This window comes from Phycicoccus sonneratiae, from assembly GCF_016887965.1.
Classification (GTDB): Bacteria; Actinomycetota; Actinomycetes; order Actinomycetales; family Dermatophilaceae; genus Phycicoccus; species Phycicoccus sonneratiae.
This window is the reverse complement of sequence record NZ_JAFDVD010000012.1, coordinates 186,992-201,106: the sequence shown is the minus strand read 5'-3', so window position 1 is coordinate 201,106 and position 14,115 is coordinate 186,992. Positions and strand designations below refer to the sequence as shown.

The 14,115-nt window shown below is 73.5% G+C and carries 14 protein-coding genes; 4 read left to right on the top strand and 10 right to left on the bottom strand.

Going from position 1 to position 14,115, the window contains the following annotated elements:
• Window positions 1-6 precede the first annotated feature (6 nt).
• Window positions 7-933, top strand: a complete 927-nt coding sequence (locus JQN70_RS11565) for a PfkB family carbohydrate kinase (protein ID WP_204131492.1) — start codon at window positions 7-9, stop codon at window positions 931-933.
• Between the two features lie 15 nt (window positions 934-948).
• Here JQN70_RS11565 and JQN70_RS11560 read toward each other — a convergent pair whose 3' ends face one another.
• Window positions 949-1,371 (bottom strand): MerR family transcriptional regulator, encoded by a 423-nt coding sequence (locus JQN70_RS11560; RefSeq protein ID WP_204131491.1) that lies wholly within the window; start codon window positions 1,369-1,371, stop codon window positions 949-951.
• 100 nt (window positions 1,372-1,471) lie between these two features.
• Between JQN70_RS11560 and JQN70_RS11555 the strand changes: the two genes are divergently transcribed.
• Both JQN70_RS11555 and JQN70_RS11550 read left to right on the top strand, forming a co-directional pair.
• Window positions 1,472-2,659, top strand: a complete 1,188-nt coding sequence (locus JQN70_RS11555; protein WP_204131490.1) for an acyl-CoA dehydrogenase family protein — start codon at window positions 1,472-1,474, stop codon at window positions 2,657-2,659.
• Window positions 2,656-4,239 (top strand): acyl-CoA carboxylase subunit beta, encoded by a 1,584-nt coding sequence (locus JQN70_RS11550; protein ID WP_204131489.1) that lies wholly within the window; start codon window positions 2,656-2,658, stop codon window positions 4,237-4,239. The genes JQN70_RS11555 and JQN70_RS11550 overlap by 4 nt, the downstream gene beginning before the upstream one ends.
• Before the next feature lie 69 nt (window positions 4,240-4,308).
• Here the strand turns inward: JQN70_RS11550 and JQN70_RS11545 are convergent, their stop codons facing one another.
• The 6 genes from JQN70_RS11545 to JQN70_RS11520 all read right to left on the bottom strand — a co-directional run bounded on the left by JQN70_RS11545 (window position 4,309) and on the right by JQN70_RS11520 (window position 10,245).
• Complete coding sequence (locus tag JQN70_RS11545; RefSeq protein WP_204131488.1) at window positions 4,309-4,626, bottom strand: winged helix-turn-helix domain-containing protein; 318 nt, start codon at window positions 4,624-4,626, stop codon at window positions 4,309-4,311.
• A complete protein-coding gene (locus JQN70_RS11540) occupies window positions 4,623-5,108 on the bottom strand; it encodes a hypothetical protein (protein ID WP_204131487.1) in 486 nt (161 codons plus the stop codon). Before JQN70_RS11540 ends, JQN70_RS11545 begins: the two co-directional genes overlap by 4 nt.
• A 60-nt stretch (window positions 5,109-5,168) precedes the next feature.
• The gene (locus tag JQN70_RS11535) at window positions 5,169-5,825 is read right to left on the bottom strand and encodes a Maf family protein (protein ID WP_204131486.1); all 657 of its coding nucleotides are present in this window, start codon (window positions 5,823-5,825) and stop codon (window positions 5,169-5,171) included.
• A 29-nt stretch (window positions 5,826-5,854) separates the two neighbouring features.
• A complete protein-coding gene (locus JQN70_RS11530; RefSeq protein ID WP_204131485.1) occupies window positions 5,855-7,747 on the bottom strand; it encodes a cation:proton antiporter domain-containing protein in 1,893 nt (630 codons plus the stop codon).
• 49 nt (window positions 7,748-7,796) lie between these two features.
• A complete protein-coding gene (locus tag JQN70_RS11525) occupies window positions 7,797-8,402 on the bottom strand; it encodes a TetR/AcrR family transcriptional regulator (protein WP_204131484.1) in 606 nt (201 codons plus the stop codon).
• A 154-nt stretch (window positions 8,403-8,556) separates the two neighbouring features.
• On the bottom strand, window positions 8,557-10,245 hold the full coding sequence (locus JQN70_RS11520) for a DUF885 domain-containing protein (protein ID WP_204131483.1): 1,689 nt from the start codon (window positions 10,243-10,245) through the stop codon (window positions 8,557-8,559).
• Window positions 10,246-10,315: 70 nt separating this feature from the next.
• On the opposite strand from JQN70_RS11520, the gene JQN70_RS11515 reads away from it, so the two are divergent.
• Entirely contained in the window at window positions 10,316-10,981 is a 666-nt protein-coding gene (locus tag JQN70_RS11515; protein WP_204131482.1) for an MOSC domain-containing protein, read from the top strand.
• A gap of 103 nt (window positions 10,982-11,084) precedes the next feature.
• Here the strand turns inward: JQN70_RS11515 and JQN70_RS11510 are convergent, their stop codons facing one another.
• The 3 genes from JQN70_RS11510 to JQN70_RS11500 form a co-directional block, all read right to left on the bottom strand.
• Window positions 11,085-12,014 carry a hypothetical protein gene (locus JQN70_RS11510; protein ID WP_204131481.1) on the bottom strand — a complete coding sequence of 310 codons (930 nt, stop codon included), beginning with the start codon at window positions 12,012-12,014 and terminating at the stop codon, window positions 11,085-11,087.
• A 250-nt stretch (window positions 12,015-12,264) separates the two neighbouring features.
• The gene (locus JQN70_RS11505) at window positions 12,265-12,480 is read right to left on the bottom strand and encodes an acyl-CoA carboxylase epsilon subunit (protein WP_204131480.1); all 216 of its coding nucleotides are present in this window, start codon (window positions 12,478-12,480) and stop codon (window positions 12,265-12,267) included.
• On the bottom strand, window positions 12,480-14,108 hold the full coding sequence (locus JQN70_RS11500; protein ID WP_204131479.1) for an acyl-CoA carboxylase subunit beta: 1,629 nt from the start codon (window positions 14,106-14,108) through the stop codon (window positions 12,480-12,482). Before JQN70_RS11500 ends, JQN70_RS11505 begins: the two co-directional genes overlap by 1 nt.
• Between the last annotated feature and the right edge of the window lie 7 nt (window positions 14,109-14,115).

The following is a 14,115-nucleotide window of genomic DNA, read 5'->3' as shown; positions in this document are numbered from 1 at the left end:
CGGCGCATGGCCGCCCCCCGCGTCATCCACACCGCCCAGGCGCTCGTCGACGCGGTGCTCGAGGTGCCGGTGCTGCCCGCTCGTGGCGGCAACGTCATGGCCGGCTCGTACCACCGGTACGCCGGGGGAGCGGTCACCATCCTCCTCGCGGCCGCCCGCTCGGGGGCCCGTGCCGTGCACGCCGGCGCGGTCGGTACCGGCCCGAACGGGGACCTCGTCCGGGCCGCCCTGGCCGCCGAGGGCGTCGAGCTCTCCGCACCGCCGGTGCCCGACCTCGACACCGGCGTCTGCGTCGTCCTCGTCGAGCCGACGGCCGAGCGGACCTTCGTGACGACGCAGGGCGCCGAGCGCGAGATCAGCATCGCCTCGCTCGCCACGAGCGACCCCGGCCCCGGCGACCTCGTGTGCGTCAGCGGCTACAGCCTCCTCGGCCGGACGCGGGACCCCCTCGTCGAGTGGCTCGGCGCCCTCGGCCCTGAGGTGGTCGTCGTGCTCGACCCCGGAGCGGCCCTCGTCGAGGTCGAGGCGCGGGTGCGCGACGCCGTCCTCGACCGTACCGACGTGTGGACCGGCAACGCCGACGAGGCCGACGCACTCGCCGGCGTCCGTGGCATCCGCGAGGCCGCCCAGGTCGTCGCGGCGATGCTCCGGCCGGGCGCCGTCACCATCGTCCGCGACGGACCGCGCGGATGCCTCGTGCGCGAGGGGGACGAGCAGGTCTTCGTCCCCGGCCACCCGCGCCGACCGGTCGACACCAACGGGGCGGGCGACACGCACACCGGCGTGCTCCTCGCCGAGCGGGCGGCGGGGCTCCCGTGGGCCGACGCCGCGGCCCGGGCCAACGCCGCGGGGGCCCTCAAGGTCACCCGGCGCGGCCCCGACACCGCCCCGACCCGCGCCGAGATCGACGCCTTCCTCGGCGCCCCGTCCTGAGCGGTCCCGGGACGGTCAGGCCATCCGCTCGAGGTCGGAGCGGCAGCGGCGCTCGAACTCGGTGAGCTCGGAGAGGGCCGCCTCGAGGTCGCGACGCCGCTGCTCGAGGTCCTCGCGGCGCTCGTCGATCTGCGCCAGGACGTACTCGAGCTGGCTGCGCCGGCCGCGCGGGGCGTCGTAGAGGTCGATGATCGTGCGGATCTCCTCGAGCGGGAAGCCGAGCCGCTTGCCGCGCAGGATGAGCCCCAGCCGGGTGCGGTCGCGGCGGTGGTAGACCCGGGTGGTGCCGCGGCGCTCGGGGGAGATGAGCCCGAGGTCCTCGTAGTGGCGGACCGTGCGGTGGGTGACCCCGAACTCCTCGGCGACCTCGGCGATGGTCCACGTGGGGCTCGCGGGGTCGACGGCGCCGGGTGCGGCGGTGGTGCTCGGGCTTGTCACGGGGCCGAGTATTGCTTTACGTTGACGTCAACGTCAAGAACGTGACCACCAGCCGGCCACCGCGACCCGGGGCCGGAGCCACGAGCGCGAAGGGGCGCCCATGTACGAGCTGAGCAAGGACCACGAGGACTTCCGGTCGGTCGTCCGCGAGTTCGCCACCGAGGCCGTCGAGCCGCACGTCGCGCAGTGGGACGAGGACCACCACTTCCCGGCCGACCTCGTGCCGCGGATGGGCGAGCTCGGGCTCTTCGGGCTCGTCGTGCCGGAGGCCTTCGGCGGCTCGCTCGAGGACGCCGACGGCGGCGCGTTCACCAGCCTGTGCATCGCCATCGAGGAGCTCGGCCGGGTCGACCAGTCCATCGGCATCACGCTCTCGGCCGGCGTCGGCCTCGGCATCAACCCGATCCTCACCTACGGCAGCGAGGAGCAGAAGGAGCGCTTCCTGCCCGACCTCGTCGCCGGTCGCGCGCTCGCCGGCTTCGGCCTCACCGAGCCGGACGCCGGGTCGGACGCGGGCGCCACCCGCACCAAGGCGGTGCTCGACGGCGGCGACTGGGTCGTCGACGGGGCGAAGGCGTTCATCACGAACTCCGGCACCGACATCACCTCGGTCGTCACGGTCACGGCGCGCACCGGCACCCTCGAGAACGGCCGCCCCGAGATCAGCGCCATCATGATCCCGTCCGGCACAGCGGGTTTCACGGTCGAGCCGGCCTACCGGAAGATGGGCTGGAACATCTCCGACACCCACGGGCTCTCGTTCGCCGGGTGCCGCGTCCCGGAGGCCAACCTCCTCGGCGAGCGTGGGCGGGGCTTCCACCAGTTCCTCAAGACCCTCGACGACGGGCGCATCGCGATCAGCGCGCTCGCCCTCGGCCTCATCACCCGGATGCGCGAGGAGGCCGCCGCCTACGCGAAGACGCGCACCGCGTTCGGCCGCCCCATCGGCGTGAACCAGGGGGTCGCGTTCCCCGTCGCCGACCTCGCCGTCATGGAGGACGCCGCGCGGCTGCTCACCTACCGCGCCGCCTGGCTCAAGGACGAGCACGAGGCCGGCCGCCGCTCGGTCGAGGAGGTCAAGCAGGCCGCCGCGAAGGCCAAGCTGTACACCTCCGAGGCCGCCGTGACCGCCACCCGAATCGCCACCCAGGTCTTCGGGGGCAACGGCTTCATGGAGGAGTACCCCGTGGCCCGGTTCTACCGCGACGCGAAGATCCTCGAGATCGGCGAGGGCACCTCCGAGGTGCAGCGGATGGTCCTCGCGAAGGGCCTCGGCCTCCCGGCATGACCACCGACTCCGTGACCCCGGACGCCCAGGGCACCGACCCGCGCGTCGCCGACGTCCGCGCCCGCCTCGAGGCGGCCCGGGCCGCCTCGGCCGCACCCACCGAGAAGGCCGCGGCGAAGCTCGCGAGCCAGGGCAAGCTCTACGTCCGCGACCGCCTCGCCCTCCTGCTCGACGAGGGCTCGTTCGTCGAGGACGGCCGGTACGCCAGCGCGCTGGCCGCCGGCCTGCCCGCCGACGGCGTCGTCACCGGCCGCGGGACGGTCGACGACCGACCGGTCGTCGTCATCGCCAACGACCCCACCGTCAAGGCCGGGTCGTGGGGTGCGCGCACCGTCGAGAAGATCGTCCGGGCCACCGAGACCGCCCTGCGCGAGGAGCTGCCGGTCTTCTGGCTCGTCGACTCGGCGGGAGCCCGCATCACCGACCAGGTCGAGATGTTCCCCGGCCGGCGCGGCGCCGGGCACATCTTCCACAACCAGGTGGCGCTGTCCGGCAAGGTGCCCCAGATCTGCTGCCTCTTCGGCCCGTCGGCGGCCGGCGGCGCGTACATCCCGAGCTTCTGCGACCTCGTCATCATGGTCGAGGGCAACGCGTCGATGTACCTGGGCAGCCCCCGGATGGCCGAGATGGTCGTCGGCGAGAAGGTCTCGCTCGAGGAGATGGGCGGCGCGCGGATGCACTGCACCGTCTCCGGCGTCGGCGACCTGCTCGCCGCCGACGACACCGAGGCCATCGAGCTGGCCCGCCTGTACTTCTCGTACGTCCCGGACTCGTGGCGCAGCACCCCGCCGAGCTACCACGCCGAGGAGCCGGCCGAGCCGCTCACCCGGGCCAGCGTCCCCGAGCGCGAGAGCCAGCCGTTCGACGTCCACGACCTCATCGAGGGGCTCGTCGACGACGACAGCTTCTTTGAGCTCAAGCCGCTCTTCGCCCCTGAGCTCGTCGTCGGCTTCGGCCGGATGGCGGGCGAGACGGTCGGCGTCGTCGCGAACAACTCGGCGGTCAAGGGAGGGGTGCTGTTCACCGACTCCGCCGACAAGGCCGCCCGCTTCATCTGGCTGTGTGACGCCTTCTCCATCCCGCTCGTCTACCTTGCCGACGTCCCGGGCTTCATGATCGGCTCCGAGGTCGAGCGCGGCGGCATCATCCGGCACGGGGCGAAGATGGTGTCCGCCGTCGCCTCCGCCACCGTCCCGCAGTTCTGCGTCGTCGTCCGGAAGGCCTACGGCGCAGGGCTGTACGCGATGGGCGGACCGGGGTTCGCGCCGGACGCCACGATCGCGCTGCCCACGGCCCGGATCGCGGTCATGGGTCCGGAGGCCGCGGTGAACGCGGTGTACGCCAACAAGATCGCCGAGGTCGAGGCCGCCGAGGGAGCCGAGGCGCGCGACGCGTTTGTGGCGGCGCGCCGCGCCGAGTACCTCGAGGACGTCGACCTCGAGCGGCTGGCCGCCGACCTCGTCGTCGACCACGTCGTCGAGCCCGAGGAGCTGCGTGCCGAGCTGCTGCACCGGCTGCGGTACGCGGCCCGGCGCGACCGGCACTTCGCGACCAAGCGCCGGGACGTCCCCCCGGTCTGAACCCGTCGAAGGTACAGAACACGCCGTCGGGCCCTGGCTCGCACGGCGTGTTCTGTACTCTCGACGGGGTCAGGCGCCGGCGATCTCGCGCAGCGCCGCCAGGTGCGCGTCGTACGCCGCGCGGCCGGGCCGGGTCAGCGACAGCCACGTGCGCGGACGCTTGCCGACGTACCCCTTGCGGACCCGGACGTAGCCGGCCTGCTCGAGGGTCGAGACCTGCTTGGAGAGCACCGAGTCGGAGACCTCGACCTCGTCACGCACGAGGGCGAACTCGGCCTCGTCGACGGCGGCGAGGGTGGCGACGATGCTGAACCGCACGGGTGCGTGGATCACCTCGTCGAGCCGGTGCCGCGCGTGGACCGGACGGGTCGCGCCGTCAGCGCTCATGCCCGCGGCCCGCGGCGGACGACGATGCCGGCGAGGACCATCGGCAGCGCGGCCAGCACGCCGGCCAGCACGAGGAGGACCGGGTCCTCACCGGCCGCGAGCCCGGCCAGCTCGCGCTGGTGCTCGCGGTAGTTGAAGGTCATGATCCCGGCCATGAAGAGGACGACGGAGCCGGCGAGGCCGCTGTAGCAGACGGCCCGGGCCCGGCGCGGCCAGCTGCGGGTCGCCCGCGTCTGCCAGAGGGTCAGCAGCACGAGGAATCCCGCGTAGGCCGCGAGCAGTGGTGTCTCCCAACCGGTTCCCTGCCCGAGTCGCGAGAGGGTGAGGTAGGCGCCCATGAGCAGCCCGAACCCGGCCGTGGCGAGGCCGTGCACGTGGCGGTCGCCGCTGCGGCGCTCCCTCGCCTCCTCGGCCCGGGCCAGGCGCTCGCGGGCCTCCTGCGGCGTCAGGTCGTCGGTCGTGGTCCCCTCGGTGGTGTCCATACCCCTACCGTAGGCAAGTACTTTCCATAGTGTCAAGTACTTGCCAGTCGCGCGCTGAGCTCAGTCGGTCCGCAGGTCGTGCCACGCCACCCCCAGCTCGCCGACGAGCTCGCGCAGCAGCGGCAGGGAGACGCCGACGACCGTCCCCGGGTCGCCCTCGATGCCCCGGACGTACGGACCCCCGAGCCCGTCGATCGTGAAGGCGCCGGCGACCCGCAGCGGCTCACCCGTCGCGACGTAGGACGCGACCTCGGCGTCGGAGAGGTCGGCGAAGTGCACGGTCGTCGAGGCCGTCCCCCCGACCATCCCGCCGGTGCCGCCGTTGTCGGGCCCCCGCAGGTCGAGCAGCCAGTGGCCGGTGTGGAGGACCCCCGACCGTCCCCGCATCCGGCGCCAGCGGGCGACCGCCTCGGCCGCGTCCGCGGGCTTGCCGTGCACCTCGCCGTCGAGCTCGAGGACGGAGTCGCACCCGAGGAGCAGGTCGGTGTCCGGCCCGTCCTCCGACCCGACCCGCGCGGCGACGTCGTCGGCCTTGGCGCGGGCGAGGAGCAGCGCGACGTCCTCGGGCGCCAGCGACCCGTGCTCGGCCTCGGCGGCGGCCACGGCCGCGTCCTCGTCGACCCGGGAGACGACGACGACCGGTTCGACCCCGGCCGAGCGCAGGGTGGCGAGGCGGGCGGGGGAGGCGGAGGCGAGGAGCAGGGTGACCGGCGGCATGGCGTCACCGTAGACGGCGGCCGGGCGCGTCAGCCGAGGACCTCGTCGACGAAGCACCAGCGCCAGGCCTCGCCCGGTTCGATCGAGCGCATCACCGGGTGGCCGGACCCGTGGAAGTGGGCGGTCGCGTGCTTGCCGACCGAGGAGTCGCAGCAGCCGACGTGACCGCACGTCGTGCACGAGCGCAGGTGCACCCAGGTGAGGCCCTCCGCCCGGCACTCGGGGCAGCCGTCGGTCTCCGAGGGCGGATGGGGTGCACCGTCGTCGGCGAGGTGGTCGCACGCGCCGGCCACCCGCTCGGGGGGTCGCAGCTCGGACTCGCGGACGCCGGCCGTCCGGGTCGCCGACCACGCGAGCGCGGTCTCCTCGGCGTCCAGCTGCCCGAGCACGCTCGTGAGGACCGCGTGGTCGACCTGGCCGGCGGCCCGGATGCGCAGCAGCTCCTCGCGCTCGTGGTGGATCATCTCGACCCGCAGCCGGGCCCGGGCCTCCGCCGGGCTCTCCCGGTCGCCGGGGCCGAGGGTGCCGAGCCGCTCCCAGCTGCGGTTGACCCGGTCGTCGGCCTGCTGACGGATGACCCGGACGACGTCGGGGTCGGCGTCGGGGTCGTCCTCGAGGGCCCGCAGGCCGGCGCCGGTCGTCGCGCCGAGCACCGTAGCCTCCTGGAGGGCGTCCTCGCGCGGGTCCGGTCCGCGGACGTCGAGCCACCGGGCCAGGGCCGGGAGCGTCGTGCCCTGGAGCACGAGGGTGCCGACCGTGACGACGAGCGCGATGAGGACGAGCTCGGGGCGCATCGGGGTGTCCTCGGGGAGGGTGAGGGCGGCGGCGAGCGTGACGACGCCCCGCATCCCGGCCCAGCCGCTGACGAGCGACCACCCGAGCATCGCCCGGCGGTCGGCCTTCCCGCGCAGCACCTGGAGGGCGGACTGCGCCACGAGCCACACCGGGCGCAGCACGAGGACGGTGAGGAGGACGGCCCCGGCGACCGCCAGCGTGCGCCCGGTGCCGAGCTCGCCGTCGCGGGTGTCGCCGACGAGGCTCCACACCTGGAGGCCGATGAGGAGGAAGACGGCGTTCTCGAGGACGAAAGTGACGCTCGACCAGTTGATCCGCTCGGCGAGGCGCGACGGGGCGGACTGGAGGACCGGCGCGCGGTAGGCGAGCAGCAGGCCGGCGGTGACGACGGCGAGGACGCCCGAGGCGCCGACGACCTCGGCGGGTGCGTACGCGACGAAGGGGGCGATGAAGGACAGGGCGGTGTCGGCCGGCACCTCGGTGAGGCGGCGTCGCAGCCACCCGACGACGAGGTAGGCCACGACCCCGACCGCCACCCCGCCGACGGCGGCGACGAGGAGGTCGAGCCCGACCGAGCCGAGGCTGATGCCCGCCGCCGGTGCGCCGGCACCGTGGGCGGCGAGGCCGGCGGCGGCGAGCGCGGTCCGGAGGGTGACGAGCGCGGTCGCGTCGTTGAGGAGCGACTCGCCCTCGAGGATCGTCGTGATCTTGCGGGGCAGGCCGATCCGCCGGGCGACCGCGGTGGCGGCGACGGCGTCCGGCGGGGCGACGATGGCCCCGAGCGCGAGGGCGAGGGCGAAGTCGACGTCCATGAGGGCCGAGACGACGAGGGCCACCCCGACGGCCGTGAAGAGCACCAGGCCGACGGACAGGCTGAGGATCTTCGAGCGGTAGGTGCGGATGTCGACGAGCGAGCTCGACAGCGCCGCGGAGTAGAGCAACGGGGGGAGCAGGCCGTAGAGGACCACGTCGGGGGAGAGGCGGACCTCCGGGACCTGCGGGATGACCGACAGGACGGCGCCGACACCGAGCAGGGCGATGGGGACCGGCACACCGCGGGGGGCGGCGAGTCGGCTGACGACGATGACGACGAGCACGAGGGCGACGACGAGCGCGGCGGGCTGCACGTGGCCGATTGTGTCCCACCCCCGAGGTCGGACGGGGGCCGGGCGCCGGTCAGACGGGTCCGGACGACCCGAGGCGCCCCGTGAGGTAGTGCTGCAGCACCGGTCCGACCACCTCGCCGAGCTCGTCGGTGTCGGCGTCGGCCAGCCCGGGGAGGGCCACGACGTACCGCGCGAAGAGGTAGCCGGTGAGCTGCGCGCCGATGAGGGCGGCCCGCAGGTCGGGTCGGTCGCCACCGAGCAGGCGGGCGAGCGGGCTGAGCATCCGCTCGGTGAGGATCCGCTGGACGAGCACGGCCGCCTCGTCCTCGGAGGCCGCGGCCCGCAGCAGCCCGGTCATCGGCTGGCGGGTGGCGGCGTCCTCGAGGGTGCGGATCGTGAGGTCGGCCAGGCGCCGCCCGGCGTGGTCCGGGCCCTGGGCGAGGACGCCCTCGGCGAGGGTGTCGGGGTCGAACGGGAAGTCGACGACGCTGATGAACAGGTTCTGCTTGGTGCCGAAGTAGTGGGTGACCAGCCGGGTGTCGACGTCGGCCTCGCGGGCCACGGCGCGCAGCGTGGTGCGGGGGTACCCGTGCTCGGCGAACTGGTGCTTCGCGGCGGCGACGATCGCCTCCCGCGTGTTGCTGCCCGCGGGTCGTCGGCCTCGTGCTCTCGGCACCCGTCCTCCTCCGTGTCCGATCCGGCCACGGCTCCCGGGACGAGTATCCTCCCGCGACGGTCCGGCGTCACCCCCCTGCGCCGGGCACCACCCTAGGGCCTCGGGATGCCCCGCGGGCCCGAGTGGGGACATGGCGTCCGGCGCGCCGGCCGGGTCAGTCCTCGGCGAGCACGGCCTCGCGGAGGACGTCGAGACCCACAGACCCCACGTCGAGAGCTCGGCGGTGGAAGTCCTTGAGCGAGAACGCATCTCCGTCGCGAGCGGCGACCTCGTCGCGCATCTGCAGCCAGAGCCGCTCGCCGACCTTGTAGCTCGGGGCCTGCCCCGGCCAGCCGAGGTAGCGGTCGAGCTCGAACCGCAGCGTCGCCTCGTCGTTGCTCGCGTGACGGGTGAGCAGCTCCCAGGCCTTGTCGTACGTCCACGCGCCGCCACCGACCTCGGCGGGGGCCTCGAAGCCGCAGTGCACCCCGATGTCGATGACGACCCGGGTGGCCCGCAGCGACTGCGCGTCGAGCATCCCGAGGAGGTTGCCGGGGTCGTCGAGGTAGCCCAGCTCGCCCATGAGGCGCTCGGCGTAGAGCGCCCAGCCCTCGCCGTGGCCGCTGACCCAGCACATCATCCGGCGCCACCGGTTGAGCAGCTCGCGGCGGTAGACCGTCTGCGCGACCTGGAGGTGGTGGCCCGGGACGCCCTCGTGGTAGACGGTGGTCAGCTCCTTCCAGGTGCCGAACTCGGTGACGCCCTTGGGCACCGACCACCACATCCGCCCGGGTCGGGAGAAGTCGTCGCTCGGGCCGGTGTAGTAGATGCCGCCGGTCTGGGTCGGGGCGATGCGGCACTCGATGGCGCGCACGGGGTCGGGGATGTCGAAGTGCCGGCCGGCCATGTCGGCGATGACCTCGTCGGCCTTGACCTGCATCCACTCGCGGAGGGCGTCCGTGCCGTGCAGGAGGTAGGCCTCGTCGCGGTCGAGGTGGGCGACGGCGTCGGCGACCGTGCCGTCGGGGACGATGCGGCGCGCGGTGGCCTCCATCTCGCCGGTGATGCGGGCCAGTTCGGCCTGGCCCCAGGCGTAGGTCTCCTCGAGGTCGACCGTGGCCCCGAGGAAGGACCGCGACGCCAGCTGGTACCGCTCGCGGCCGGCGGCGTCGGACTCCGGCGCGCGGTCGAGGAGGTCGCGCGCCAGCCACTGCGCGGCGTCGGCGTACGCGGCGGCCGCGGCCTCGACCCCCCGGCGCAGGTCGGCGGCGACGGCGTCGTCGAGCGGGGCGTCGCCGGCGCGGGCCCCGGCGAGGAAGGTCGCGAAGTAGCCGTCGGGGGTCGTGAGGTCCTCGCACTGCCGGATGCACGACTCGACCTGGCGGCGCGGCGTGACCATCCCGCGCTCGGCCGACTCGCGCAGCGTGGCGGCGTACTGCCCGAGGGCGCGGGGCACCTCGGCGAGGCGGGCGGCGATGGTCGCCCACTGCTCCTGGGTGTCGGTGGGCATGAGGTCGACGACGTCGCGGCAGCCCTGGAGCGGGGAGGCGATGACGTTGAGCTCCATCCGGTCGTAGCCGGCCTCGTGGGTCTCGACGACGAGGCCGAGCCGCTCGCGCATCGCGGCGACCGTGACCCGGTCGACGGCGTCGACCGGCTCGGCGGCGTCGAGCCGGGCGAGGGTGTCGCGGGCCAGCGCGGCGTGGGCGGCGTAGCCCTCGGGGGAGAGGTCGTCGAGCTCGTGGTCGTGCCCCGGGACGCCGAGGTAGGTGGCCTCGATGGGGCTCAGGGCGACGACGGCGTCGAAGTGGGCGTCGGCCACGGCGTCGACGGCGGTGGGCTGGCGGCTGGTGGTCTCACTCACCCGCGGGACGCTACCGGAGGGCCCCGTCGCTCTCCTCCGGATTCCTCCGCGGGATGTCTACCCTCGGGGGATGGGTGCGCAGGTGCGGTCGGTCAACGTCGGGGCGGGGCGGACGGGGATCGGGGTCAAGGGGCGGAGGACCGGCATCGACAAGCGACCGGTCGGGTCGGTCGAGGTCCGCGACCCCGGACCCAAGGGCACCGGGCTCGGCAGCGGCGTCGTCGGCGACGACGTCCTCAACGGTCGGCACCACGGGGGCAGTCGGCAGGCGCTCTACGCGGTGGCGCGCGAGGAGCTCGACCACTGGTCGCGCGAGCTCGGGCGCGAGCTGCCCGACGGCTGCTTCGGCGAGAACCTCACCACCGAGGGGCTCGACGTCGACGCCGCGCTCGTCGGCGAACGCTGGCGCGTCGGGGAGACGCTGCTCGAGGTGACCGGGCCGCGCGTCCCCTGCGCGAACTTCGCGGCGTGGATGGGCGAGAAGGGCTGGGTCAAGCGGTTCGTCGCGCACGGGCGCTCCGGGGCCTACCTCGCGGTCGTCGAGCCGGGGACCATCCGGCCCGGCGACGGGGTGGAGGTCGTGCACCGACCCGGGCACGGCCTGGCGGTGCCGGTCGTCCTCGCGGCGTGGTTCGGAGACGTCGCGGCCGCGCGCGCGGCGCTGGACTCCGGGGCCCTGGAGGGCCCGGACCTCGCCGAGCTCGAACGCGTCGTCGCCCGCCGCCGCACCCCCTGACCGGACCGCAGTATTCGACGAATGTGTCAGTTGTCGTCGTCGGTCCTCGGGAACAACCGGAGCCAGGGTCACCGCAACGCGGACACGGCGCGGCCGGGAGCCCTCACGCCGCGACGCGTTGCACACGGAAGTGAGCGCGCCAGGCATCCGACGGCCGAGGCGGCACGGCCATCCCGGCGGCTCGCAGCTCGTCCCACACGCGAACCAGCAGCTCCTCGGGGTCGCCGTACAGCTCGTCCGACGTGACCACGACGAAGGTCCAGCCCTGCGACCGGGTCAGCTCGTCGCGTCTGGCCGCGTCGCGCACCCTCTGCTCCGGGTCGGCGTGCCAGCGTCCGTCGTACTCGATGGCCACCAGGACCTCCTCGAAGGCGAGCTCGATCCTGAACCGCACGCTCCCGTCCGCACGCCGGATCCGGACGTCCACGGTCGGTTCGGGGAGACCGGCGAGCATCAGGAGCAGACGGAGCGCGGTCTCGGGTGAGGAGTCGACGCCCGCACGCACCAGGCGCGCGGCGTCGAGGGCCTCGGCCCGGCACTGACCCGGCCAGTCCTCGGCGTACGCGACCAGCTCCTCGGTGGTGATGCGGCTCTTGCGCACGAGGCTGTCGCCGAGGGCGACGAGGTCGACGAGACCGAGGAAGCGCGCCAGGTGACAGAAGGTCTGACCCGGGGAGGTCACGGGCAGTCCGTGCCGCCGGAGGACGTCGAGTCGGTGGGTGAAGCAGTGGGGCTTGATGCCCCGAACTCGCCACCTCACCCGGCGCATGAACGACACGTGGACGAAGTCGTTGTCGGGGACACGCCCTCCCCAGAGGCGCGCGGCGGTCCAGTGGCTGACGACGGCCCCCTCGGGGGCAAGCAACAGGGCGGCGCGGGCCCGGGTCACGACGGTGTCGGGGACGCGGGCATCGACGAAGACCCCCCGGAAGATCGCTCTGAACCGCGTCCCTCGGAGCTGACCGGGAGTGATCGCGAACGCCGGCGCCTCGGTGCCGAGGAAGGGCCAGGTCGGCCGAGTCGGGTCCTCCATCCGAGCACTGTGGCACTCCGCCGGGGGTCGGCCCGGGTCATCCACAGGTCCATTCGCCCGGTCAAGGGTCTTGTGGACGACGACAAGTGACACCTTCGTCGATTGATGTCGTGTCCCGGGTGGTGGGGGAGCATCGATCGACACTTTCGTCGATTGATGTCGTGTCCCGGGTGGTCGGGGAGCATCAATCGACACTTTCGTCGATTGATGTCGTCCCCGGGGCGTCAGGTGGCGAGGAGCCGGGAGGGGGTCAGTGGCGGTAGGTGGACTGCCAGGCGCCGCGGCCGTGGGGGAGCGGGCCGCGGGTGGCCGCCACCCGGGACGCCCACGTCGAGGTGGCGGGGGCCGGCTCGGGGTCGCCCCCACCGCCGGCCGCCGCGAGCACGGCGACGATCGCCGCGACGTCCTCGGCGCTCGCCGGACCCGTGATGCGGATGGCCGGGGTCACCGGCTCGTCGGCGGCCATCAGAGCGGGATGTTCCCGTGCTTCTTCGGCGGCAGCGACTCGCGCTTGGTGCGCAGCGCCCGCAGCGCCTTCGTGACGTTCATCCGCGTGTTCGACGGGGTGATGACGGTGTCGATGTACCCGCGCTCGGCGGCGACGTACGGGTTGGCCAGCGCGTCCTCGTACTGCTTGATGAACGCCGCGCGCGCCTCCTCGACCGAGTCGCCCTTCTCGGCAGCCTTCTTCAGCTCCTTGCGGTAGAGGATGTTCACCGCCCCCTGCGCGCCCATGACCGCGATCTGCGCGGTCGGCCAGGCGAGGTTGATGTCGGCGCCGAGGTGCTTGGAGCCCATGACGTCGTACGCCCCGCCGTACGCCTTGCGGGTGATGACGGTGACGAGCGGGACGGTCGCCTCGGAGTAGGCGTAGATGAGCTTGGCGCCGCGGCGGATGATGCCGTCCCACTCCTGGTCGGTGCCCGGGAGGAAGCCCGGGACGTCGACGAGGGTGAGCACCGGCACGTTGAACGCGTCGCAGGTGCGGACGAACCGGGCGGCCTTCTCGGAGGCGTCGATGTCGAGCGTGCCGGCGAACTGCATCGGGTTGTTCGCGACGACGCCGACCGAGCGGCCCTCGACGCGCCCGAACCCGGTGATGATGTTCGGCGCGAACAGCGGTGCGACCTCGAGGAACTCGCCGTCGTCGACGATCTTCTCGATGACCGCGTGCATGTCGTACGGCACGTTCGGGCTGTCCGGGATGACGGTGTCGAGGAACCTGTCGTCGTCGGTGACCTCGAGGTCGAGCTCGTCGCCGAAGACCGGCGGGTCCTCCATGTTGTTGCTCGGCAGGTACGACAGGAGCGCCTTGACGTACTCGACGGCGTCCTCCTCGTCGGTGCCCATGTAGTGCGCCACACCGGACTTCGTGTTGTGCGTGCGCGCGCCGCCGAGCTCCTCGAAGCCGACGTCCTCGCCGGTGACGGTCTTGATGACGTCGGGGCCGGTGATGAACATGTGCGACGTCTGGTCGACCATCACCGTGAAGTCGGTGACCGCGGGGGAGTACACCGCGCCGCCGGCGCACGGGCCCATGATCAGCGAGATCTGCGGGACGACCCCGGACGCGTGGACGTTGCGCCGGAAGATCTCGCCGTACAGGCCGAGCGAGACGACACCCTCCTGGATGCGCGCCCCGCCCGAGTCGTTGAGTCCGACGACCGGGCAGCCGACCTTCATCGCGAAGTCCATGATCTTGACGATCTTCTCGCCGAAGACCTCACCGAGCGAGCCGCCGAAGACGGTGAAGTCCTGGGCGAAGACGGCGACCGTGCGGCCGTCGACCGTGCCGTAGCCGGTGACGACGCCGTCGCCGTACGGCCGGTTCTTGTCCTGCCCGAAGGAGACCGACCGGTGCCGGGCGTACTTGTCCATCTCGACGAACGACCCCTCGTCGAGCAGCAGCTCGAGGCGCTCGCGGGCGGTCTTCTTCCCGCGCGCGTGCTGCTTCTCGACCGCCCGCTCGGAGCCGGCGTTCGCGACCTCCGCCACGCGGCGCTTGAGGTCGGCCAGCTTGCCGGCGGTGGAGGTGGTGTCGATGTCGGCGGGGACGTCCGTCCCGCCGATGCCGTGCAGGTCGCTCGTCGCCATGCTCCGA

What these genes read in the sequence shown, in the direction of transcription:
- JQN70_RS11565 (WP_204131492.1), top strand. Translation starts at nt 7, where the DNA reads ATGGCCGCCCCCCGCGTCATCCACACCGCCCAGGCGCTCGTCGACGCG.
- JQN70_RS11555 (WP_204131490.1), top strand. Translation starts at nt 1,472, where the DNA reads ATGTACGAGCTGAGCAAGGACCACGAGGACTTCCGGTCGGTCGTCCGC.
- JQN70_RS11550 (WP_204131489.1), top strand. Translation starts at nt 2,656, where the DNA reads ATGACCACCGACTCCGTGACCCCGGACGCCCAGGGCACCGACCCGCGC.
- JQN70_RS11545 (WP_204131488.1), bottom strand. Translation starts at nt 4,626, where the DNA reads ATGAGCGCTGACGGCGCGACCCGTCCGGTCCACGCGCGGCACCGGCTC.
- JQN70_RS11540 (WP_204131487.1), bottom strand. Translation starts at nt 5,108, where the DNA reads ATGGACACCACCGAGGGGACCACGACCGACGACCTGACGCCGCAGGAG.
- JQN70_RS11535 (WP_204131486.1), bottom strand. Translation starts at nt 5,825, where the DNA reads ATGCCGCCGGTCACCCTGCTCCTCGCCTCCGCCTCCCCCGCCCGCCTC.
- JQN70_RS11515 (WP_204131482.1), top strand. Translation starts at nt 10,316, where the DNA reads ATGGGTGCGCAGGTGCGGTCGGTCAACGTCGGGGCGGGGCGGACGGGG.
- JQN70_RS11510 (WP_204131481.1), bottom strand. Translation starts at nt 12,014, where the DNA reads ATGGAGGACCCGACTCGGCCGACCTGGCCCTTCCTCGGCACCGAGGCG.
- JQN70_RS11505 (WP_204131480.1), bottom strand. Translation starts at nt 12,480, where the DNA reads ATGGCCGCCGACGAGCCGGTGACCCCGGCCATCCGCATCACGGGTCCG.
- JQN70_RS11500 (WP_204131479.1), bottom strand. Translation starts at nt 14,108, where the DNA reads ATGGCGACGAGCGACCTGCACGGCATCGGCGGGACGGACGTCCCCGCC.